The following is a 20,128-nucleotide window of genomic DNA, read 5'->3' on the forward strand; positions in this document are numbered from 1 at the left end:
GTCCCGGCTCCTTCGTCGTCGAGGCCGCAGGGGCCCGGCGGTCAGACCTTGGTGCGCCAGTCCTCCGCGGCCTCGGCCTCGGTGATCGGCACCTCCGACTCGTCCTCGATCACGCCGATCGACTCGGTCGGCGGGTCGATGACCGTCGCCTCGTCGCGGCGGTGCCGGAGGATGTCCTGCACGTACGCGGTCACGGCCTCGGCGAGCGGGATGTCGCGGTTCGTCTTCTGCGACATGTACCAGCGGTGCTCGAGCAGCTGGTGGAACACCTCGGCCGGCTCGAGCTTGCCGCGGAGGTCCCGGGGGATTGCCCGCACTACGGGCTCGAACACGCGCGCCAGCCACTCGTGCGCGACCATCTCCTCGTCGAGGTCCTGCTTGTCGGCCGCCGCGGTGTACGAGTCGAGGTCGTTCAGCAGCCGACGCGCCTGGTTCTCCTGCGCGTCCACGCCCGTGAGGCGCAGAAGTCGGCGCTGGTGGTGCCCGGCGTCGACGACCTTGGGCTGGATCCGCACCTGCGAGCCCTCCGCGGTCGTCCGGATCGCGAGCTCCTCGATGTCGAAGCCGAGGTCGTTGAGGCGGTCGACGCGCTCGTTGATGCGCCAGCGCTCCGAGGTGGGGAACTCCTCGCGGCCGGTGAGCTCCTTCCAGAGCGTGCGGTACTGCGCGACGATCCGCGTGCTCGTCTCGAGCGGGTCGAGGCCCTCCTCGATGCGCCCGCCGGCCTCGAGGTCCATGAGCTCGCCGGCGATGTTGACACGGGCGATCTCGAGGTCGTTCTCGCGCTGGCCGTTGGAGAGGCCGCCGTTGAAGAGCTTGCCGGTCTCCGCGTCCACGAGGTAGGCGGCGAACGCGCCCGCGTCCCGGCGGAAGAGCGTGTTCGAGAGCGAGACGTCACCCCAGAAGAAGCCGATCATGTGGAGCCGCACGAGCAGGACGGCCAGGGCGTCGACGAGGCGCGTCGCCGTGTCCGGCCGCAGCTGCTGCGAGAAGAGCGCCCGGTAGGGGAGCGAGAACTTGAGGTGCCGGGTGACGAGCACCGACTTGAGCGGGTCGCCGTCCTCGTCGGTGCGGTTCATGATCACGGCGACGGGCTCGACGCAGGGGATCTCGAGCCGCTGCAGCGTCCGCAGCATGTCGTACTCGCCGCGGGCCATCTCGTCCGTCGTCTCCTTGATGGCGATGACGTAGCCGGAGAGGTTCGCGAAGCGCACGAGGTGGCGGGAGATGCCCTTGGGGAGGGTCGCGATGGCCGAGGACGGCCACTCGTCGAGCGGCAGCTGCCAGGGCAGGTCGAGGAGCGCGGGGTCGACCGTCGCCGCGGTGATGTTCAGGGATCCGGCCATGCTGCGACCCTACCCGACCCCGGAAACGCTGCTGCCGCGGCCCCGGCGCTCCCGGCGAGGGGAGCGAAGGGGACCGCGGCAGCGGTGGTGGGACGGCTCGATCAGCCCGCGGCGACCGGCGCGTTGAGGCGGAGGCCGCTCTCGGCGTCGAAGGCGTGGAGGTGGCCGGGCTGCGGCGTGATGAAGACGGTGTCGCCGGCGTTCGGGTGCAGGCGGCCGTCGACGCGCGCGACGAGGTCGGTGCGCTTGCCCTCGATGTCGGTGTGGCCGTAGAGGTAGCCGTCCGCGCCGAGCTCCTCGACGAGGTCGACCGTGACCGAGAGGCCCTGGCCCTGCGAGGTGCTGACGACGACGTCCTCGGGACGCACGCCGATGGTGACCGCTCCGCCGGTGGCGTTGGTGAGGACGTCGCGCTCGACCGGCACCACGGCGGTGCCGAACTGCACGCCGCCGTCGACAACGTTCGCCGTGAAGAGGTTCATCGCGGGCGAGCCGATGAAGCCGGCGACGAAGACGTTCTGCGGCTTCTCGTACAGGTCGCGCGGCGTGCCGACCTGCTGGAGGACGCCGTCCTTGAGGACCGCGATGCGGTCGCCCATGGTGAGCGCCTCGGTCTGGTCGTGCGTGACGTAGACCGTGGTGACGCCGAGGCGGCGCTGGAGCGACGCGATTTGCGTGCGGGTCTGGACGCGGAGCTTGGCGTCGAGGTTCGACAGCGGCTCGTCCATGAGGAACACCTGGGGCTGGCGCACGATGGCGCGGCCCATGGCGACGCGCTGGCGCTGGCCGCCGGAGAGGGCCTTCGGCTTGCGGCTGAGGTACGGCTCGAGGTCGAGCAGCTTGGCTGCCTCGAGGACGCGGGTGGCGCGCTCGTCCTTGCCGACGCCGGCGATCTTGAGCGCGAAGCCCATGTTCTCGGCCACCGTCATGTGCGGGTACAACGCGTAGTTCTGGAAGACCATCGCGATGTCGCGGTCCTTCGGCGGGACGTCCGTGACGTTGCGGTCGCCGATGAAGATGTTGCCGTCGTTGACCTCCTCGAGGCCCGCGAGCATGCGGAGGGTGGTCGACTTGCCGCAGCCGGAGGGGCCGACGAGGACGAGGAACTCGCCGTCGGCGACCTCCAGGTCGATCTGGTCGACCGCGGGGCGCGTCGAGCCCGGGTAGAGGCGCGTGGCCTTGTCGAAAGTTACTGATGCCATTTCGGTGTTCTCCTTCACGGGCAGGTACGTGCCCGACGATCCGTGGTGATGGATGTGATGCATATGGCTCATCGCTGTGGGCGACGACGACCACCCGTTGAGTATTGCACGCGGGTCTGTGGGCGGGAAGCCCGGCATGATGCGGATCGGCGGCTATTCCCCACCCGAGGACGGGGTGTCGCGGGCCTGTATCGTCTCCTGCGGCGATGTACCCGCGCCCGCCGCGTCACCGCTTTCCCAGACTGGCCGCCTAGAGTCCTGAGGTCGTCCGGGAGCCCGCCCGCACCCGACTCCCATCCCTTGAGCGAGGATCCATGAGCGGCACGCCGCCCGCGCACGAACCGCACGGCGGTCACCGACGACGCCGCGAGGCCGCGCGCGAGAAGGCGCGGCTCAACCGGATGAAGCAGCGCCGCCGCGACGTCGTGGGCCGGTACGCGATCCGCGGCGGCATCGCCGCGGCCCTCGTCGCCGTGGTCGTCGTAGTCGGCCTCATCGTCGTCCAGGGCGCGCGGCCCGCGGGGCCCGGGCCCCAGAACATGGCGAGCGACGGCATCCTCATCGGCAAGGACCTCGCCGCGTCCCCCACGCAGGCCCTCGACCCCGAGCAGGATCCCGTGCCGACCGAGTCGCAGGCCGCGGGCGTCGCCCACATCCGCGTCTACGTCGACTACCTCTGCACCGCGTGCAAGGAGTTCCAGGACACGAACGGCGCGCAGATGGAAGGCTGGCTCCAGTCCGGCGCGGCCACCGTCGAGATCCACCCGGTGGCGATCCTCACCAGCAAGTCGCAGGCCTACTCGCTGCGAGCGGCCAACGCGGCCGCGTGCGTCGCCGACACCGCACCCGACGACTTCTGGGCCTTCAACTCGGCGCTGTTCGCCGAGCAGCCGGCCGAGCAGAGCACGGGCCTCAGCGACGACCGCATCGTCGAGCTCGCCGGGCAGGCGGGCGCCGGCTCGTCCGACGTCGCGAAGTGCATCTCCGACCAGCGGTTCCAGTCGTGGGTCAACGCCGCGACCGACCGCGTCCTGGACGGCGACATCCCCGACTCGAACGTCGACAAGGTGGTGGGCGCGCCGATCATCGTGGTGGGCGACCGCCAGTACACGGGCCAGCCCGACGACGCGAAGGCGTTCGCCGCGTTCGTGCTCCAGGCCGCCGGCCAGGACGCCACGACGACTCCCACGCCGACGCCCTCGCCCAGCGAGACGCCGACCACCGCGCCGTAGCGCGGCTCGTATGATGGGTCGACGGTCCGCGAGGTCCGTCGGCCGGCCTGGCGCAATTGGTAGCGCACCGCACTTGTAATGCGGCGGTTACGGGTTCGAGTCCCGTGGCCGGCTCTCGACGCCGCGCCTCACTCGAGGACGGTGATCATCCGCTCGCCGTCCACGGTCGGACGGGGTCCCTTGTCGTCGGCGACCGCATCGCCGACGTAGAGCCAGCCGAGCAGGTCCTCGCCGTCGCGCAGGCCGTGCATCCGTCGCACGGGTTCGCTGCGCGTCAGGCTGCCGGTGCGCCAGAACACGCCCCAGCCCTGCTCCTCGAGCAGGAGTGTGAGGGCGTGCGCGACACCGGCGGCGACCGCCTCCTGCTCCCACTCCGGCACCTTGCGGCTCGGGGTGCGGCACACCACGACGGCGACGAGGAGGCTCGCGCGATGGGTCTTCTTGCGGTGCTTGCCCGATCCGGGATCGCCCGCGGCCTCGTCCATCGCCGCGCCGAGGCGATCACGTGCTCCTCCGCGGATCTCGATGATCCGCCATGGCCGGAGCGCGCCGTGGTCCGCCAGCCGCGAGGTCGCTGCGACGAGCGGGACGAGCTCCTCGTGCGTCGGAGACGCGGCGCCCACGGACGAACGCGAGCGCCGACCGCGGAGCGCCTCCAGCACGGGTCGCTCGCGCGCGTGTGTGCCGGGCTCGGACGGGTCGGCGGTACCGCCCGCCCGATGCCGCGGCACGTCGGTCACTCCGCGGTGCGGAACGACATGGAGACCGAGTTCATGCAGAACCGGTCGCCGGTGGGCGTCTGCGGCGCGTCGTCGAAGACATGCCCGAGGTGCGATCCGCAGCGGGCGCAGACGACCTCGACGCGCTTCATGCCGAGGCTCGTGTCGGTGTACAGCTTGACGGCGTCGCTCTCCTTCGGCGCGTAGAAGCTCGGCCACCCGCAGTGGGAGTCGAACTTGGTGTCGCTCGTGAAGAGCTCGGCGCCGCAGGCCTTGCAGCCGTAGACGCCGGTGCGCTCCTCGTCCAGCAGCTCACCGGTCCAGGGGCGCTCGGTGGCCTGCTGGCGCAGCACCGCGTACTCCTCCGGGGAGAGCTCCTGGCGCCACTCGTCGTCGGTCTTCTCGATCTCGTAGGCCATGGTGCGGGTCCTTTCTCGCTGGTCGATCCTAGGGGCGGCATCCCAGCGCGCCTCCATGGTCAACCGCTCCGGGGCCTCGTCGATTCCTGCATCCGGGGGAAGATCCGGCCCGGCATGCGAGCGGATGAGAGGCGGCACCCGCCCTGCCGTCGAGCTGCGGGGACACTCCGGGGGCCTGCGCCAGGTGCTCAGCGAGGCGCACCTAGTATGTGGTGGATGTCGGGGAAGGAGCATGCCGTGGACCAGCGCGAGACCAGCCCCGCCACCGCTCCGACGACCGGGCCGCATCCCGCCGTCGAGCTCGACGCGCGCGACCGCGCCGTCCTCGACTTCGAGCGGGACTGGACGCGGCATGCCGGGGCGAAGGAGGAGGCCATCCGCCACACCTTCGGCCTCTCCGCCACGCGCTACTACCAGCTGCTCGGTTCGCTGCTCGAGACGCGCCAGGCCCTCGCCTACGACCCGCTGCTCGTGGGGCGCCTCCTGCGCCTCCGCGAGACGCGCGCCGCCGCGCGCGCGGCCCGCGCCCTGCCCACCGGTCTCCCGCATCGACCGACCGCACGCTGACCCCGCGCCCCACCGAGGAAACACGAGACCCGCATGCTCTCCCACGCTCCCGACCGCTTCGACGAGGTCCCCGGCGACCTGAGCCGCGTCGGCGCGCATCGCGCGCCCCGACCGCGCCACCACCGCCTCCGCGCCTTCGCCTGGGCGGCGCTCGCGACCGGCCTGCTCGTGGGCCTCGGTGTCGTCGGGCTCTTCGTCATCGACGACCGCGTCTCGTTCACCGACATCATCCCGAGCGGGGGATCCTCCGAGGAGGCGGCGCCCACGGAGGAGCCGACCGTCGCTCCCACCACCGTCCCCGGCATGGTCGTGACGGTCCTCAACGGCACGAGGACCTCGGGTCTGTCCGCCCGCGCGGCCACCATGCTCCAGTCGAGCGGCTGGGCGATCGGATCGCGCTTGAACGCCAGCTCCACCGACATCGCCACCACGACCGTCTACTACTACGACGCCGCGGACGAGGGCGCCGCTCGCGGCCTCGTCGCGCAGCTGGGCGTGGGCGAGGTCGCCCAGTCCGACCAGTTCCGACCGGCGGCGGGCGTGCCGGCCGCCCAGGCGTCGAAGCTCACGGCCGTGCTCGGCGCGGACTACGCAGCCAAGCGCTGAACCGCCTCCGCATCGGCCCCCGGCATTCGGCCGCCGCGCCCGTGCCCGTGGAGTAACCCGGCGGCGCAGCGTCCGCTCTGTCTATCGTGCTGCCTGGTCGCACGCCCGCCGCGTACCAGGTGCTGTGCGCCGTACGTCCCGAGGGCGTGGCGCGGGGCCGATGCAGGGCTCCGCGGTCGACCCGGGGGTGGCGGCACCGCGCTCCCGACACCGCGCATTCGCACATGGAGAAGCACATGGCCAACGGCACCGTGAAGTGGTTCAACGGGGAGAAGGGGTTCGGGTTCATCACCGTGGACGCCGTCGAGGGCGGTCCTGCCCAGCAGGACGTCTTCGTCCACTACTCGGCGATCGAGATGTCCGGCTACAAGGTCCTGGAGGAGGGGCAGCGCGTCGCCTTCGAGATCGGGCAGGGCTCCAAGGGCCTGCAGGCGGAGAACGTCACGCTGGCCTAGCGAGCTGCCCACCACGACGCCGCCGCCCGTCCGGGGGGCGGCGTCGTCCTGTCCATGCCGGGGTCGTGCCTGTGAGCGGCTCGCTTGCACTCCCGTAGGGCGAGTGCCAGAATCGTCCCTGGCACTCCCTCACGGGGAGTGCTAGACGACTGCTTTTTCCTGACGTCCGGGAGGGACGAGAGATACACATGGCTAAAATCATCGCTTTTGACGAAGAAGCCCGCCGCGGCCTCGAGCGCGGCCTGAACATCCTGGCCGACGCGGTCCGCGTGACCCTCGGCCCGCGTGGCCGCAACGTCGTCCTGGAGAAGAAGTGGGGCGCCCCCACCATCACGAACGACGGCGTGTCGATTGCCAAAGAGATCGAGCTCGACGACCCGTTCGAGAAGATCGGCGCGGAGCTCGTCAAGGAGGTCGCCAAGAAGACCGACGACGTCGCCGGTGACGGCACGACCACCGCGACCGTCCTCGCGCAGGCCCTGGTCCGCGAGGGCCTCCGCAACGTCGCCGCGGGCGCCGACCCCATCAGCCTCAAGCGCGGCATCGAGAAGGCCGTCGCGGCCGTCACGGAGGAGCTCAAGGCCGCCGCGAAGGAGATCGAGACGAAGGAGGAGATCGCCGCCACCGCGTCCATCTCCGCCGGCGACTCCACCATCGGCGCCATCATCGCCGAGGCGATCGACAAGGTCGGCAAGGAGGGCGTGGTCACCGTCGAGGAGTCCAACACCTTCGGCACCGAGCTCGAGCTCACCGAGGGCATGCGCTTCGACAAGGGCTACCTGTCGCAGTACTTCGTCACCGACCCGGAGCGCCAGGAGGCCGTGTTCGAGGACGCGTACATCCTGATCGTCAACTCGAAGATCTCGAACATTAAGGATCTGCTGCCGATCGTCGACAAGGTCATCCAGTCGGGCAAGCAGCTCCTCATCATCGCCGAGGACGTCGACGGCGAGGCCCTGGCCACGCTCGTCGTCAACAAGATCCGCGGCATCTTCAAGTCGGTCGCCGTCAAGGCCCCCGGCTTCGGCGACCGTCGCAAGGCGCAGCTGCAGGACATCGCCATCCTCACCGGTGGCCAGGTCATCGCCGAGGAGGTCGGCCTCAAGCTCGAGAACGTCACCCTCGACCTGCTCGGCACGGCCCGCAAGGTCGTCATCACCAAGGACGAGACCACGATCGTCGAGGGTGGCGGCGACGCCACCGAGATCGCGGCCCGCGTGCAGCAGATCCGCAACGAGATCGGCAACACGGACAGCGACTACGACCGCGAGAAGCTCCAGGAGCGCCTCGCGAAGCTGGCCGGCGGCGTGGCCGTCATCAAGGCCGGCGCCGCGACCGAGGTGGAGCTCAAGGAGCGCAAGCACCGCATCGAGGACGCCGTCCGCAACGCGAAGGCCGCCGTCGAGGAGGGCATCGTCGCCGGTGGTGGCGTCGCCCTCATCCAGGCCGGCAAGCTCGCGTTCGAGAAGCTGCAGCTCGAGGGCGACGAGGCGACGGGCGCGAACATCGTCCGCGTCGCGGTCGACGCTCCGCTCAAGCAGATCGCCCTCAACGCGGGCCTCGAGCCGGGCGTCGTGGCCGAGCGCGTCCGCAACCTCCCCTCGGGTCACGGCCTCAACGCCGCCACGGGTGAGTACGTCGACATGCTCGCCGCGGGGATCAACGACCCGGTGAAGGTCACGCGCTCGGCTCTGCTGAACGCCGCCTCCATCGCGGGTCTGTTCCTCACGACCGAGGCCGTCGTCGCCGACAAGCCCGAGAAGAACCCGGCCCCGGCCGGCGACCCCACGGGTGGCATGGACTTCTAGTCCGACCGGGCGGGGCGGAAGCGCCCCGCCCACCAGCACGAACAGCACCGACAGCACGACGAAGCGGGCGGTCCCTCACCGGGGCCGCCCGCTTCGTCGTGCTCCGGTCGTCCGACCGCGAGGCCGGATGACGGGTGCAGCTAGTGCGCGAACATGCGGGCGTTGCCCTCCTCCACCTCCGCGTACTGACGGGCGGCGGCGCTCAACGCCTGGTTGATGCTCGCCAGCGCCTCCTCGACGCGCTGCTGCGTGCCCTTCCACTCGGCGACCACGCCCTGGAACGCCGTCGCCGCGCTGCCGGACCACGACCCCTGCAGCTCGGCGAGCTGGCCGTGCAGGCCCGCCACCTCCGCCTGGATGCGGCCGATGCTGCCCTGGACGGCCGCGGTGGCCGACAGGACGGCCTCGCTGTCCACCTGGTACCTCGTCATGCGTCTCCTCCTTCTCGTCGTGGGACGGGCGGAGGCTACGCGGCGATCAGGATGCGGGGGCCGGCGGGACGCTGGGCGTGGAGGTCGCGGGGTTCTCCGCGCTGGGGAGGAGGGGCAGGATCACGCGGAAGGTCGCCCCGCCGCCCTCCGTCTCGACGACGTCGACCCGTCCGCGGTGCGCGGCGACGATGGCCGACACGATGGCGAGGCCGAGCCCGCTGCCGCCGGTCTCGCGCGTGCGCGACGTGTCGGCGCGCCAGAAGCGCTGGAAGATCTTCTCCCGGATCTGCGGGGGCACGCCGTCCCCGTGGTCGCGCACCTCGATGCGCGCCTCCCGCGCGGCCTCGTCCACGACGGTGGCCAGCTCGATCGGGCTGCCCGCGGGAGTGAACCGCACCGCGTTGCCGATGAGGTTGGTCACCACCTGCCGGATCTTGTTCTCCTCCGCCTGGACCATGGCGAAGCCCTCGGCGGGGACGCGCGCGTCGTCATCGCCGGGGCGGGCGGGGGAGAGGGCATCCGTCGAGGTCTCTCCGGGGCGGCGCGAGCGGCGGGCACGGAACCGGGAGAGCGTGGCGCCGGCGAAGGCGATGGGGCCGGTCGCGTCGTTGCCCGCCGTCGTCCCAGAGCCGCGCGGCGCCTCCGGCGACAGGTCCTGGGTGGACTCGAGGCCGTCGGCGTCGAGCATCGGGCCGACCGGGTTCACAAGGACGGGCGGCAGCGCCGTGACGGTGCGGGTCTGGGAGGAGGCCATCGCGTCGAGGGCGGCGTCGCGGGCGATGGGGTAGAGGTCCACCGGCGCGAGCTGCAGTGGCTTCGTCTCGTCGAGCCGCGCGAGCTCCAGGAGGTCCTCCACGAGCCCGCCCATGCGGATGGCCTCCTTCTCGATGCGCTCCATGGCCTGCGAGACGTCCTCGGGCGTCTGCAGCGCCCCCATCCGGTACAGCTCGGCGTAGCCGCGCACCGAGACGAGGGGCGTGCGGAGCTCGTGGCTGGCGTCGCCGACGAAGCGCCGCATCTGGTCGATGGTCTTGGCGCGGTCGGCGAAGGCGCGGTCGATCCGGCTGAGCATCATGTTGAGGGAGCGGTTCAGGCGACCGACCTCGGTGTTCGGGGTGGCGCCTCCGAGGCGCTGGCTGAAGTCGCCGCCCGCGATCGCGGCCGCGGTGCGCTCGACCTCGCGCAGGGGGCCGAACGTGCTGGTCACCAGCATGCGGGTCACCGCGGCGCCGAGGACGACCACGGCGAGGCCGAAGCTCGCGAAGATCACGATGTACGTGGCGACGAGGTCGTCGACCTGCTCGAGCGGCCGGGCGACGACGAGGGTCGAGTACTCCATGGCGTCCGGCGAGGCGTTCTGCGACACCCGGACGATGCCGTGCCACGCCTTCTTGCCGGAGTTGTCCGAGAAGACGACGATCTCGTTGTTGATCTGGGAGGCGCGCGCCAGGTCGAGGCCGAAGACGCGCGGGTGCTCGGCGGAGTCGCCCGTCCAGTTGTCGGCGAGGACGTCGCCCTGGGCGTCGAGCAGCACGACGAACCAGGCGGGATCCGCGGTGGCCACGTCGTCCTGCGTGAAGGTGTCCGGCATCGTCGCGTCGGTGTTGAGCACCTTCGGGAGCTGCGTGATGGTGACCCGGAGCTGCGCGTCGAGCTGGCTCACCATCTGCTGCCGCAGCAGGTACATGGTGCCGGCGCCCGAGACGAGGAGGCCCAGCAGGAGCAGGAGCACCGTGACGCTCGTGATCTTGGTGCGCAGGGAGACGTTGTTCCACTTGTCCGACACGTAGTCGTGCACTGGCCGCACCTCGTGTTCCCGTCTCGCTGACCTGAATCATGAGGATAGGCGACCCAGCATGTGCGAACGGCCGGGCGCTCGTGGAGCGACCGGCCGTTCGGATCGAGCGGACCCCTCAGGGGCCCCCGAGGGTCAGGACTTGGCGGCCTTGAGCATGTAGCCGAAGCCGCGCTTGGTCTGGATGACGGGCTCCGAGGAGTGCTGGTCGAGCTTGCGGCGCAGGTAGGAGATGTACGACTCGACGATGCCGGCGTCGCCGTTGAAGTCGTACTCCCACACGTGGTCGAGGATCTGGGCCTTCGACAGGACGCGGTTCGGGTTGAGCATGAGGTAGCGCAGGAGCTTGAACTCGGTGGGGCTCAGCTCGATGGGCTCCTCGCCGACGAGGACCTCGTGCGTGTCCTGGTCCATCGTGAGCTCGCCCGCGCGGATGATCGCGTCCTCGTCGGCGTGCATCGTGCGGCGCAGGATGGCCTTGATGCGCGCAACGATCTCGTCGAGGCTGAACGGCTTGGTGACGTAGTCGTCGCCGCCGACGGTGAGGCCCGTGATCTTGTCCTCGGTGTCGTCCTTCGCCGTGAGGAAGAGGATGGGCGCCGTGTACCCGGCGGCCCGCAGGCGCTTGGTGACGCCGAAGCCGTTCATGTCCGGCAGCATCACGTCGAGGATGATGAGGTCGGGCTCCTCCTCGAGGACGGCCGAGATGGCCTGGGCGCCGTTGCCGACGGCGCGGACCGCGAACCCGGCGAACCGGAGGCTCGTGGTCAGCAGGTCGCGGATGTTGGGCTCGTCATCGACGATAAGGATCTTCGGGCCATCGCTCATGGGATGAAGTATCTGCGCGCTCGCTGGGAGCCACCTGGACGTGCGAGCCGGGCTGTCGCGCGCGTGCGGTCTGGGGGTCAGGCGGCGATGCCGGCCGCGTCGAGGATCGTGTAGCTGTAGCCCTGCTCGGCCAGGAAGCGCTGGCGGTTCTGGGCGAAGTCCTGGTCGACGGTGTCGCGGGAGACGAGCGTGTAGAAGCTCGCGGACAGCCCGGACGCCTCGGGGCGGAGCAGGCGGCCGAGGCGCTGGGCCTCCTCCTGCCGGGAGCCGAACGAGCCGGACACCTGGATCGCGACGGTGGCGTCCGGCAGGTCCACCGAGAAGTTGGCGACCTTGCTCACGACGAGGACCCTCTCGGTGCCGTCGCGGAACGCCTGATACAGCCGCTCGCGCTCGGCGACGGGCGTCGCGCCCGTGAGCTTCGGGGCGCCGAGCGCCTCGGAGAGCTCGTCGATCTGCTCCAGGTACTGGCCGATGACGAGGATGCTCTCGCCGCGGTGCCGCTCGACCAGGGCGCGCGTCACGTCGAGCTTCGCGGGCGCGGTGGCGGCGAGGCGGTAGCGCTCGTCGTCCGCGGCCGCGGCGTAGACGAGCCGCTCGTCGTCGGGCAGATCGATGCGCACCTCGAAGCACTCGGCGGGGGAGATGAAGCCCTGCGCCTCGATCTCCTTCCACGGCGCGTCGAACCGCTTGGGGCCGATGAGGCTGAAGACGTCGCCCTCGCGGCCGTCCTCCCGTACGAGCGTGGCGGTGAGGCCGAGGCGGCGGCGGGCCTGGAGATCCGCGGTCAGCTTGAAGACGGGAGCGGGCAGCAGGTGCACCTCGTCGTAGACCACGAGGCCCCAGTCGAGCGCGTCGAGGAGCGCGAGGTGGGCGTACTCGCCCTTCCTCTTGGCGGTGAGGATCTGGTAGGTCGCGATGGTGACGGGCTTGACCTCGCGCGACTGGCCCGAGTACTCGCCGATCTCGTCCTCGGTGAGCGTCGTGCGCTTGAGGAGCTCGGAGCGCCACTGGCGGGCCGACACCGTGTTCGTGACGAGGATCAGGGTCGTGGTCTTCGCCCGGGCCATGGCGGCCGCGCCGACGAGCGTCTTGCCGGCGCCGCAGGGGAGGACGACCACGCCGGATCCCCCGTCGAGGAAGTGGTCGACCGCGTCGTTCTGGTAGCCGCGCAGCGTCCAGCCGTCCTCCACGAGCGCCATGTCGTGGGGCGTGCCGGGCGTGTAGCCGGCCAGGTCCTCGGCGGGCCAGCCGATCTTCACGAGCTCCTGCTTGAGCTGCCCGCGCGCCCAGGCCTGCACGCGGTAGGTCGTCGCGTCCACGCGCTCGGTGAGCAGCGGCGCGATGCGGCGGGAGCTCGCGACCTCGGAGAGGACCGCGGATTCCGTGCTCGAGATCTGCAGCTCGCCGTCGGCGTCGCGCCCGATGACCAGGCGGCCGTAGCGGCCGACGGTGTCCGTCACGTCCACCGTCACCGACTGCGGCACGGGGAAGCGGGAGTAGCGCTCGAGCGTCGCGAGCATGTCCTCGGCCGTGTGGCCGGCCGCGCGCGCGTTCCAGAGGCCGAGCCGGGTGATCCGGTACGTGTGGATGTGCTCCGGTGCGCGCTCCAGCTCGGCGAAGACGGCGAGGTCGTGGCGCGCGTCCTCGGCGTCTGCGTGGGCGACCTCGAGGAGGACGGTGCGGTCGCTCTGGACGATGAGGGGGCCGTCGGGCATGCCCGCCAGCCTAGGCGCGCTCACGCGGTCGCCGGCCCGGGCGAGACGGCGACGATGCTGGAAAGGGGCAGGGTGCGCTCGACGTCGGCGACGCGGTCGCGGGCGCGCAGCCGGCCGCCGGCCACGCTGGAGGGCTCGAGCACGTGATCCACCTCGCGGCCGTCCGGCATGCGCACGCGGACGTGGAGCGCGGCCTTGGCGCGGATCGCCACCTCGAGCTGGCGCGTCGTCCAGGCAGCGCCGTCGTCGGGGCCGTCCGCCGCGCGGACGCGGGACACGAGGGCGTCCGCCGCGTCGGGCTCGGGATGCGCGTCGGCATGCGGCGTCGGGGTGGTCGGCGGGGCGGGCGCGAGGCGGCGCCCCTCGGCGTCCTCTCGGACAGGGGCGAGCCGGGCGGCCGCGAGCGCGCGCTCGACGGCGTCGGGCGACGCGGCGGAGGTGAGCACGGAGTCGCCCGCGCGCACGAGCCGGAGCGGCGCGAGGTCGCGGTCGACCAGGAGGGTGGCGAGCAGCGGCCCGTCCTCGGAGACGACCGCGGTCCGGGCGTCCGGGGCCGCGTCGGAGGGCGACGCCGGGCGGACGCGGAGGCGGCCGAAGCGCGCGGCGGCCTCGTCGATGAGGTAGTCGAGGGGCTGCGGGATGCCGGTCAGAGCGACCTCCGCGAGCAAGGAGCGGATGCCCTCGACCGTCGCCCCGGACGCGAGGGCCCGCGTGACGGACGCCGCGGAGATCCGGTACGTGGCCGCCAGTCCCCGCCCCTCCGCGTCGGCGACGGAGAGGAGGCGCGACTCGACCGCGGCGTCGAGCGGGCCGGGCGAGACGACCGTGAGGTCGTGCTGCAGGTAGACCCGGTCGACCTCGGCGGGCAGGTGCGGCGCGAGGGCGGCGGCCGCGGCCGCGGATCCCGTCGTGAGGAGCGCGCGGCCCGCGGAGCTGGGGACGTCGCCCGTCGTGATGCCGAGGAGCCCGGCGTCGCGCGTGAAGGCGGTGATGCGCTCGCCGATCCAGGCGGATCCGCCGGGGAAGCGCCAGAGGACGCTGTCGACGAGGCCCGCTCCCCAGGACGCGTCGGTGCGCTCGGCGAGGATGACGCGGGTGGCGGGCGCCAGCGCGTCCAGCCAGGCCGCGGAGAGCGACTCCCACCGCTCCACGGTCGGTCGACCCGACCACGCGGCCGATGCCGCCGCAGCCGACCAGGTGCGGCCGGACCGGGCCACGAGCGCCGCGCGGCCAGCGAGCGACAGGTAGACGGGGACGTCGTCGAGGTCGACGCCGAGCGCGCCCGCCAGGCGGCGGGCGTCGGGCAGGGACATGCCGCCGCGGCTCAGCTCGCGTGCCGGCTCGCGCGTCAGCTCGTCGATGAGGGCGGCGACGGCGACGACCGAGCGGAAGGCGCTCTCGCCCGCGTGCGCGTCGACCTCCTCGGGGTCGACGCGCGGCACGGCGGCGAGCGGGGCGGGCGGTGTCAACCGCGCCAGCTCGTCCGTCCCGGGCAGGCCGGCAGCCGGCCATGCCGCGAGGGCGACCGCGACCTCCTGATGCGTCGTGAGGCCCGCGTCGCCGAGCGAGGCGAGGAGCGTGTCCGCGGCGCGGCGGGCGGCGCCCGTCAGACCCGCGGGATCCAGCGGGTCCTCGCCCGAGCGGCGGGCCAGCGAGTCACGGATCGCGTCGAGGGGGACGGGCCTCGTGGGAGCCCCCTCCTCTGCGGCGACCGCGAGGACGGCCAGCGCCGTGCGGTCGAGCTGCTCCAGCGCGCCCGCGACGGCGTCCGGGCTGAGCAGGGCGTCCGCGAGGTCGAAGAGGTCGGCGATGCGCGCGGCGTCGATGCCGCGGTCGCGGACGAGGGCGGCGAGCGATGCGTCGCCGAGCGCGCGGAGGCGGGCCGCGAGCACGAGGGCGTCGGTCATGGTCGTCCCGCTAGCGGGACGTGCCGTCCATGCGACGACGGCGACGGACGCTGATGATCAGGATCGCGATGAAGAGGAGCGCGGCGATGGGGATCCCCACGGCCGGGAGCAGCAGGATGACCTGCCACATCGGGGTGCTGTACTGCGACGCGTCGACGGCGATGAGCGGCGCCAGCAGGATCGCGAGGATGCTCAGCACGGCGATCAGGAGGATGCCGGCGAGCATGTAGGCGAGGATGCGCTCGACCCGTCCCTCGCTCGGTGCGGTCTCGGATGCCATCCGCTCAGACTACGCCGTGGCGTGCACCCGGGCGCGTCGGGCGGGACCCGGCGAATAGACTGGACCGCCCACCAGCACATCGAGCCCCTCCGGGGCGAGGGAAGAGGATCGCATGCCCACCGGCAAGGTGAAGTTCTACGACGAGGACAAGGGGTTCGGGTTCATCAGCTCGGACGACGGCCAGGAGGTCTTCCTGCACGCGTCGGCCCTGCCCTCGGGCGTCGCCGGCGTGAAGGCCGGCACCCGGCTGGAGTTCGGCATCGCGGACGGCAAGCGCGGCGCGCAGGCCCTCTCCGCGCGGATCCTCGACGCCCCGCCCTCGCTGGCCCGCATGTCCCGCAAGCCCGCCGACGACATGGCCGTCATCGTCGAGGACCTCGTGAAGGTGCTCGACGGGATCGGCACCGGCCTCAAGCGAGGCCGCTACCCCGACGAGGCCCACGGTCGGAAGATCGCGGCGCTGCTGCGCCGGGTCGCGGAGGAGCTCGATGCCTGAGCCGCGGGAAGACGAGGTGACGATGACGGACGAGACGACGGCGGATGCCGCCGCGACGGACGACGACGTGACCGCGGCCGACGTGACCGACGTGACCGCGGCCGACGTCACGGTGGCGGACGCGACCGGGGAGGTCACCGCCCCCGCGACGGAGGTCGCCGCGCCCGCCGAGCCGGCCGTGCCCGACGCCGAGCTCCTCGCGGCCGTGGACCTCGCGCGTGCCGCCCTGCTCGAGATCACGCCGGCCGACACCGTCGGCGAGCCGGCCGGGTCGATCGTCGAGGGAGACCGCGTGCTGTCGCTGCTCTTCGCGAACACGATGCCCGGCTACCCCGGCTGGTTCTGGACCGTGACGCTGGCCCGGGTCGACGACGCGGCCCCGACCGTGCTCGAGGCCGAGCTGATGCCCGGCGAGGGCGCGCTGCTCTCACCCGAGTGGCTTCCGTGGTCCGACCGGCTCGCCGGCGTCGAGGCCGAGCAGGAGGCCGAGCGCCTCGCGGCGGAGGGCGCCGAGGACGACGACGACGACCCCGCGGAGGACGCGGAGGACACGGACGACGTCCTCGACGGTGTCGACTTCGAGGCCCCGGCCTCGGACGATCACGACGACGACGACGACGATGACGATGACGATGACGATGACGACGATGACGATGACGACGATGACGATGACGACGATGACGATGACGATGACGACGACACGAGCTTCGACGGTGCCGATCGCTGACCCTCATGCCGCATGACGACGGCGGCGGTCCCCTCGGGGGCCGCCGCCGTCATCGTCTCCGGGGCGTGATCAGCCCGCGCCCTGCTCCACCACGAACTCGATGCAGCGCACCAGGGCGCGCACGTCGTCCGGCTCGATGGCCGTGAAGGTCGCCACCCGCAGCTGGTTGCGCCCGAGCTTCCGGTACGGCTCCGTGTCGACGATGCCGTTGGCGCGGAGCGTCTTGGCGACCCCGGCGGCGTCGATCGAGTCGTCGAAGTCCATGGTCACCACCACCTGCGAGCGGTGCGCGGGATCCGTCACGAACGGCCGCGCGTACTCCGCGCGCTCCGCCCAGTCGTAGAGGACGGAGGACGACTCGCGCGTGCGCGCATCCGCCCACGCCAGCCCGCCGGCGCGCTCGATCCAGTCCAGCTGGTCCTCGAGCATGAGGAGCGTGGCGAGCGCCGGGGTGTTCAGCGTCTGGTCCAGGCGCGAGTTGTCGACGGCGTTCTTCAGGCTGAGGAACTCGGGGATCCACCGGCCGGACGCGGCGATGCGCTCCACGCGCTCGAGGGCCGCGGGGGAGAAGAGCGCGAGCCAGACGCCGCCGTCGCTCGCGAGGTTCTTCTGCGGGGCGAAGTAGTAGACGTCGGCCTGCGCGGCGTCGAAGTCGATGCCCCCGGCCGCGCTCGTCGCGTCGACGACGGTGAGGGCGCCCTCGTCGCCGTGGACGCGCGTGACGGGCGCCATGACGCCGGTCGAGGTCTCGTTGTGCGGCCACGCGTAGACGTCGACGCCCTCCACCGGGTTCGCGGAGGCGCGGCTGCCGGGCTCGGCGCGGATCACGTCGGGCGCCTCGAGGAAGGGCGCCGTGGCGGCCTTCGCGAACTTGCCCCCGAACTCGCCGAACACGAGGTTCTGGCTGCGGCGCTCGATGAGGGAGAAGGCCGCGGCGTCCCAGAACGCGGTCGAGCCGCCGTTGCCGAGGACGACCTCGTAGCCGTCGGGGAGGCGGAAGAGCCGGGAGAGCCCGGCGCGGACGCGTCCGACCATGTCCTTCACGGGCGCCTGGCGGTGGGACGTGCCGAGGATCTGCGCCCCGGCCAGCGCGAGGTGGTCGAGCTGCGCCTGTCGGACCTTGGACGGGCCGCAGCCGAATCGTCCGTCGAGGGGCAGCAGTTCGGTGGGGATCGTCGTGGCTGGCATGCGGCAATGGTAGGGGGCCGTCCGCCGCCGCCCCGGGCCGTCCCGGACCGCGCCGGTCATCCGGCACCCGGGGAAGTAGGCTGGTCCCTGGCGCAAGGGAGGCCCGATGACTGATCTCGTGGACACGACGGAGATGTACCTCCGCACCATCCTCGACCTCGAGGAGGAGGCCATCGTCCCCCTGCGGGCGCGCATCTCCGAGCGCCTCGGGCACTCGGGCCCCACCGTCTCGCAGACCGTGGCGCGCATGGAGCGCGACGGCCTCGTGATCGTCAGCGGTGACCGCCACCTGGAGCTCACCCCGGAGGGGCGCAGCAAGGCCGTCCACGTGATGCGCAAGCACCGCCTCGCCGAGCGCCTCCTCAGCGACGTGATCGGCCTCGAGTGGGAGTTCGTCCACGACGAGGCCTGCCGCTGGGAGCACGTGATGAGCGAGCAGGTGGAGCGGAAGATCCTCGACCTGCTCGGGCACCCCACCGAGTCGCCGTACGGCAACCCCATCCCCGGGCTCGACGAGCTGGGCGACTCGCCCGCCGTCGCGTTCATGGCCGGCGTCGTGAGCATCGTGGAGGCGTCGCTCGGCACGACCGAGGACGCTCCCGCGCGCGGGGTGATCCGCCGGCTGGGCGAGCCCGTGCAGTTCGACCCCGAGCTCCTCTCGCAGCTCAAGCAGGCCGGCGTGCTGCCGGGCGCGACCGGGTCCTTCTCCCGCGAGGGCGCCTACGTCCTGGTGCGGGTGGACGGCGCGGGGCCCGGGCTCGAGCTGCCGCTCGAGGTCGCGGGACACATCTTCATCGAGCGCTGAGGCCGGCGCCGAGGCCGACGCTGGCGCCGGGCTCCTCGACGTCGACGGTGGGCGGATCCCCAGGACCACCCCCGGACGGGGCACACGAGCGGGGCGCGCCGCGCTCACCGGGGGTTCTGTCCCGCATCCGTCGTGAGGATGACGTCCGCCGTTATGGATTCGTTAGAAATATGGTCCCTCAGGATGACAAACGGGTGCGCGTCCCTTACTCTCGAACAGGCCCGACCGACCACCACAGAGGTTCCGGGCCCGGTGCAGGGCGTCTCGACACCCGTCCCCTGCATGAGTAGCCCTCGACGACCTTGGAGGGACGGGGCGCCAGCATGTCCGGCGTCGAGACGCAGGAGGTTGACAACTTGGCCCATGGTGACATCAGCGGTTCCGTCGGGAACCCGTCCGACCCGACTCGACCGCCCGCACCCGGGATGGATCGTCTGCCCACCCGCCGCGAGCTCCGCGCCGCCGAGACCGCGAAGGCCGTCCGCCCGCGTCGCGACTCCGCGACCCGCACGCTGCAGGCCCCCGCACCGCGCCTGAGCCCGGCTCCGACGCCCGCAGGCCGCTCGCGCCGCACGAAGGCCGCCAACGCCGTCGTGATGACCTTCGTCACCGGCCTCGTCGGCGTCATGGCCATCCCGGCCTACGCCGCCGGGACCTCGCTCGAGCACACCTCCTCCGCCGAGGGCACCTCGCTGCAGGACTACACGGCCGCCAACGCGCAGGTCGTCACCGCCCACAACGCGTCGTCCGCCCCCGTCGAGGAGGAGGGCTTCACCGCCACCTCCGTCGCCGACCTCAACGCGCAGAAGGCCGCCGCCGCGCGCGCCGCCCTCGCCGAGCAGCGCCGCACGCAGCTCGCGTCCTCGGCCACGAGCTACACGGGCGCATCCGCCAACCAGCTCGCGCAGAACCCGATCTACCAGGGCACCTCGGCCAGCGGCGTCGCCGCCGTCGCTCGCCAATACATCGACGTCCCTTACGTCTTCGGCGGTGAGACCCCGGCCGGTTTCGACTGCTCGGGCCTCGTCAAGTACGTCTTCGCCCAGTTCGGCCTCAACCTGCCGCACTCCGTGCGGGCGCAGCACAACGCCGGCACCGTGGTGTCGCGCGAAGACGCCCGCCCCGGCGATATCGTGGTCTGGAACGACTTCAGCCACGACGGCATCTACACCGGCAACGGCATCTTCATCGACGCGCCCAAGCCGGGCGACCAGGTCAAGGAGCGCCCGATCTGGAGCACCAACGTGCACTTCGTCCGCCTCCTGGGCTGACGACCGGCACCAGCTCGACCCGAGAGGCCGGCGGCACGCATCCTGTGGGATGCGCCGCCGGCCTCTCGCATTCCCCGGGACAAACGAGGGGTGCTGGGCTACCCTGGCCGGTGAGACGTCCCTCGACCCGCCCGGGAGCCCCGATGACCACCGCACCTGACATCCGCACCATGGATGCGCACGTGCGCCACGGCCATCGGCACCATCCCCGGGTGGGCATCCACCTGGTCCACCCGAGCGGTCACCCGCTCTCCTAGAAGGCATCGCCGAGCACTCGGCGGTGCCTTCGCGTGTTCTGCGGGGGCGGGACGCCTCATTCGGATTCCTG

Annotated in this window: 20 protein-coding genes and 1 tRNA gene; 10 read left to right on the plus strand and 11 right to left on the minus strand. The window is 72.0% G+C overall.

Features of this window, described 5'->3' with window-relative positions; translation table 11 throughout:
- Nucleotides 1–41 precede the first annotated feature (41 nt).
- Together HDR73_RS01840 and HDR73_RS01845 are read right to left on the minus strand one after the other, a co-directional pair.
- Nucleotides 42–1,346 carry a DUF4032 domain-containing protein gene (locus HDR73_RS01840; protein ID WP_012299988.1) on the minus strand — a complete coding sequence of 435 codons (1,305 nt, stop codon included), beginning with the start codon at nucleotides 1,344–1,346 and terminating at the stop codon, nucleotides 42–44.
- A 101-nt stretch (nucleotides 1,347–1,447) separates the two neighbouring features.
- Complete coding sequence (locus tag HDR73_RS01845; RefSeq protein ID WP_045529457.1) at nucleotides 1,448–2,548, minus strand: ABC transporter ATP-binding protein; 1,101 nt, start codon at nucleotides 2,546–2,548, stop codon at nucleotides 1,448–1,450.
- Nucleotides 2,549–2,862: 314 nt separating this feature from the next.
- On the opposite strand from HDR73_RS01845, the gene HDR73_RS01850 reads away from it, so the two are divergent.
- Both HDR73_RS01850 and HDR73_RS01855 read left to right on the plus strand, forming a co-directional pair.
- A complete protein-coding gene (locus HDR73_RS01850; protein ID WP_012299990.1) occupies nucleotides 2,863–3,780 on the plus strand; it encodes a DsbA family protein in 918 nt (305 codons plus the stop codon).
- 41 nt (nucleotides 3,781–3,821) lie between these two features.
- Nucleotides 3,822–3,894: transfer RNA gene (locus tag HDR73_RS01855), tRNA-Thr, on the plus strand.
- Nucleotides 3,895–3,908: 14 nt separating this feature from the next.
- Here HDR73_RS01855 and HDR73_RS01860 read toward each other — a convergent pair.
- Both HDR73_RS01860 and msrB read right to left on the minus strand, forming a co-directional pair.
- On the minus strand, nucleotides 3,909–4,511 hold the full coding sequence (locus HDR73_RS01860) for a nitroreductase family protein (protein ID WP_086935967.1): 603 nt from the start codon (nucleotides 4,509–4,511) through the stop codon (nucleotides 3,909–3,911).
- A gap of 5 nt (nucleotides 4,512–4,516) precedes the next feature.
- Nucleotides 4,517–4,918, minus strand: coding sequence for a peptide-methionine (R)-S-oxide reductase MsrB (msrB, locus tag HDR73_RS01865; RefSeq protein WP_012039170.1), 402 nt, complete (start codon nucleotides 4,916–4,918; stop codon nucleotides 4,517–4,519).
- 237 nt (nucleotides 4,919–5,155) lie between these two features.
- Between msrB and HDR73_RS01870 the strand changes: the two genes are divergently transcribed.
- From HDR73_RS01870 to groL, 4 genes are all read left to right on the plus strand, one after another.
- Entirely contained in the window at nucleotides 5,156–5,485 is a 330-nt protein-coding gene (locus HDR73_RS01870) for a DUF3263 domain-containing protein (protein ID WP_012299993.1), read from the plus strand.
- A 33-nt stretch (nucleotides 5,486–5,518) separates the two neighbouring features.
- Nucleotides 5,519–6,091 (plus strand): LytR C-terminal domain-containing protein, encoded by a 573-nt coding sequence (locus HDR73_RS01875; protein ID WP_012299994.1) that lies wholly within the window; start codon nucleotides 5,519–5,521, stop codon nucleotides 6,089–6,091.
- A 236-nt stretch (nucleotides 6,092–6,327) separates the two neighbouring features.
- Nucleotides 6,328–6,546, plus strand: a complete 219-nt coding sequence (locus tag HDR73_RS01880; protein WP_012039167.1) for a cold-shock protein — start codon at nucleotides 6,328–6,330, stop codon at nucleotides 6,544–6,546.
- Nucleotides 6,547–6,734: 188 nt separating this feature from the next.
- Nucleotides 6,735–8,354 carry a chaperonin GroEL gene (groL, locus tag HDR73_RS01885; protein ID WP_012039166.1) on the plus strand — a complete coding sequence of 540 codons (1,620 nt, stop codon included), beginning with the start codon at nucleotides 6,735–6,737 and terminating at the stop codon, nucleotides 8,352–8,354.
- A 140-nt stretch (nucleotides 8,355–8,494) separates the two neighbouring features.
- Here the strand turns inward: groL and HDR73_RS01890 are convergent, their stop codons facing one another.
- From HDR73_RS01890 to HDR73_RS01915, 6 genes are all read right to left on the minus strand, one after another.
- Entirely contained in the window at nucleotides 8,495–8,785 is a 291-nt protein-coding gene (locus HDR73_RS01890; RefSeq protein WP_012299995.1) for a WXG100 family type VII secretion target, read from the minus strand.
- A 46-nt stretch (nucleotides 8,786–8,831) separates the two neighbouring features.
- Nucleotides 8,832–10,592, minus strand: a complete 1,761-nt coding sequence (locus HDR73_RS01895; protein ID WP_012299996.1) for a sensor histidine kinase — start codon at nucleotides 10,590–10,592, stop codon at nucleotides 8,832–8,834.
- A gap of 123 nt (nucleotides 10,593–10,715) precedes the next feature.
- Nucleotides 10,716–11,408, minus strand: coding sequence for a response regulator transcription factor (locus HDR73_RS01900; RefSeq protein ID WP_012039163.1), 693 nt, complete (start codon nucleotides 11,406–11,408; stop codon nucleotides 10,716–10,718).
- Between the two features lie 77 nt (nucleotides 11,409–11,485).
- A complete protein-coding gene (locus HDR73_RS01905) occupies nucleotides 11,486–13,126 on the minus strand; it encodes a DNA repair helicase XPB (RefSeq protein WP_012299997.1) in 1,641 nt (546 codons plus the stop codon).
- 20 nt (nucleotides 13,127–13,146) lie between these two features.
- A complete protein-coding gene (locus HDR73_RS01910) occupies nucleotides 13,147–15,033 on the minus strand; it encodes a helicase-associated domain-containing protein (RefSeq protein ID WP_041464717.1) in 1,887 nt (628 codons plus the stop codon).
- A gap of 10 nt (nucleotides 15,034–15,043) precedes the next feature.
- Entirely contained in the window at nucleotides 15,044–15,313 is a 270-nt protein-coding gene (locus HDR73_RS01915) for a hypothetical protein (protein ID WP_012299999.1), read from the minus strand.
- 112 nt (nucleotides 15,314–15,425) lie between these two features.
- Between HDR73_RS01915 and HDR73_RS01920 the strand changes: the two genes are divergently transcribed.
- Nucleotides 15,426–15,809 (plus strand): cold-shock protein, encoded by a 384-nt coding sequence (locus HDR73_RS01920; RefSeq protein WP_012300000.1) that lies wholly within the window; start codon nucleotides 15,426–15,428, stop codon nucleotides 15,807–15,809.
- Nucleotides 15,802–16,536 (plus strand): DUF3027 domain-containing protein, encoded by a 735-nt coding sequence (locus HDR73_RS01925; protein WP_094146290.1) that lies wholly within the window; start codon nucleotides 15,802–15,804, stop codon nucleotides 16,534–16,536. Before HDR73_RS01920 ends, HDR73_RS01925 begins: the two co-directional genes overlap by 8 nt.
- Before the next feature lie 69 nt (nucleotides 16,537–16,605).
- Here the strand turns inward: HDR73_RS01925 and serC are convergent, their stop codons facing one another.
- Nucleotides 16,606–17,724, minus strand: a complete 1,119-nt coding sequence (serC, locus tag HDR73_RS01930) for a phosphoserine transaminase (RefSeq protein ID WP_012300002.1) — start codon at nucleotides 17,722–17,724, stop codon at nucleotides 16,606–16,608.
- Between the two features lie 106 nt (nucleotides 17,725–17,830).
- Between serC and HDR73_RS01935 the strand changes: the two genes are divergently transcribed.
- Nucleotides 17,831–18,529, plus strand: a complete 699-nt coding sequence (locus HDR73_RS01935; RefSeq protein WP_012039156.1) for an iron-dependent transcriptional repressor DtxR — start codon at nucleotides 17,831–17,833, stop codon at nucleotides 18,527–18,529.
- 425 nt (nucleotides 18,530–18,954) lie between these two features.
- The gene (locus HDR73_RS01940) at nucleotides 18,955–19,800 is read left to right on the plus strand and encodes a C40 family peptidase (protein ID WP_223842665.1); all 846 of its coding nucleotides are present in this window, start codon (nucleotides 18,955–18,957) and stop codon (nucleotides 19,798–19,800) included.
- Nucleotides 19,801–20,128: the final 328 nt, after the last annotated feature.

Source organism: Clavibacter sp., assembly GCF_014802555.1.
GTDB lineage: Bacteria > Actinomycetota > Actinomycetes > Actinomycetales > Microbacteriaceae > Clavibacter > Clavibacter sepedonicus.

Excerpts from the sequence above, each read along its gene's own strand:
- groL (WP_012039166.1), top strand. The coding sequence starts at position 6,735 with ATGGCTAAAATCATCGCTTTTGACGAAGAAGCCCGCCGCGGCCTCGAG.
- msrB (WP_012039170.1), bottom strand. The coding sequence starts at position 4,918 with ATGGCCTACGAGATCGAGAAGACCGACGACGAGTGGCGCCAGGAGCTC.
- HDR73_RS01935 (WP_012039156.1), top strand. The coding sequence starts at position 17,831 with ATGACTGATCTCGTGGACACGACGGAGATGTACCTCCGCACCATCCTC.
- HDR73_RS01845 (WP_045529457.1), bottom strand. The coding sequence starts at position 2,548 with ATGGCATCAGTAACTTTCGACAAGGCCACGCGCCTCTACCCGGGCTCG.
- HDR73_RS01915 (WP_012299999.1), bottom strand. The coding sequence starts at position 15,313 with ATGGCATCCGAGACCGCACCGAGCGAGGGACGGGTCGAGCGCATCCTC.
- HDR73_RS01880 (WP_012039167.1), top strand. The coding sequence starts at position 6,328 with ATGGCCAACGGCACCGTGAAGTGGTTCAACGGGGAGAAGGGGTTCGGG.
- HDR73_RS01940 (WP_223842665.1), top strand. The coding sequence starts at position 18,955 with ATGGATCGTCTGCCCACCCGCCGCGAGCTCCGCGCCGCCGAGACCGCG.
- serC (WP_012300002.1), bottom strand. The coding sequence starts at position 17,724 with ATGCCAGCCACGACGATCCCCACCGAACTGCTGCCCCTCGACGGACGA.
- HDR73_RS01920 (WP_012300000.1), top strand. The coding sequence starts at position 15,426 with ATGCCCACCGGCAAGGTGAAGTTCTACGACGAGGACAAGGGGTTCGGG.
- HDR73_RS01905 (WP_012299997.1), bottom strand. The coding sequence starts at position 13,126 with ATGCCCGACGGCCCCCTCATCGTCCAGAGCGACCGCACCGTCCTCCTC.
- HDR73_RS01890 (WP_012299995.1), bottom strand. The coding sequence starts at position 8,785 with ATGACGAGGTACCAGGTGGACAGCGAGGCCGTCCTGTCGGCCACCGCG.
- HDR73_RS01875 (WP_012299994.1), top strand. The coding sequence starts at position 5,519 with ATGCTCTCCCACGCTCCCGACCGCTTCGACGAGGTCCCCGGCGACCTG.
- HDR73_RS01850 (WP_012299990.1), top strand. The coding sequence starts at position 2,863 with ATGAGCGGCACGCCGCCCGCGCACGAACCGCACGGCGGTCACCGACGA.
- HDR73_RS01925 (WP_094146290.1), top strand. The coding sequence starts at position 15,802 with ATGCCTGAGCCGCGGGAAGACGAGGTGACGATGACGGACGAGACGACG.
- HDR73_RS01840 (WP_012299988.1), bottom strand. The coding sequence starts at position 1,346 with ATGGCCGGATCCCTGAACATCACCGCGGCGACGGTCGACCCCGCGCTC.
- HDR73_RS01910 (WP_041464717.1), bottom strand. The coding sequence starts at position 15,033 with ATGACCGACGCCCTCGTGCTCGCGGCCCGCCTCCGCGCGCTCGGCGAC.
- HDR73_RS01900 (WP_012039163.1), bottom strand. The coding sequence starts at position 11,408 with ATGAGCGATGGCCCGAAGATCCTTATCGTCGATGACGAGCCCAACATC.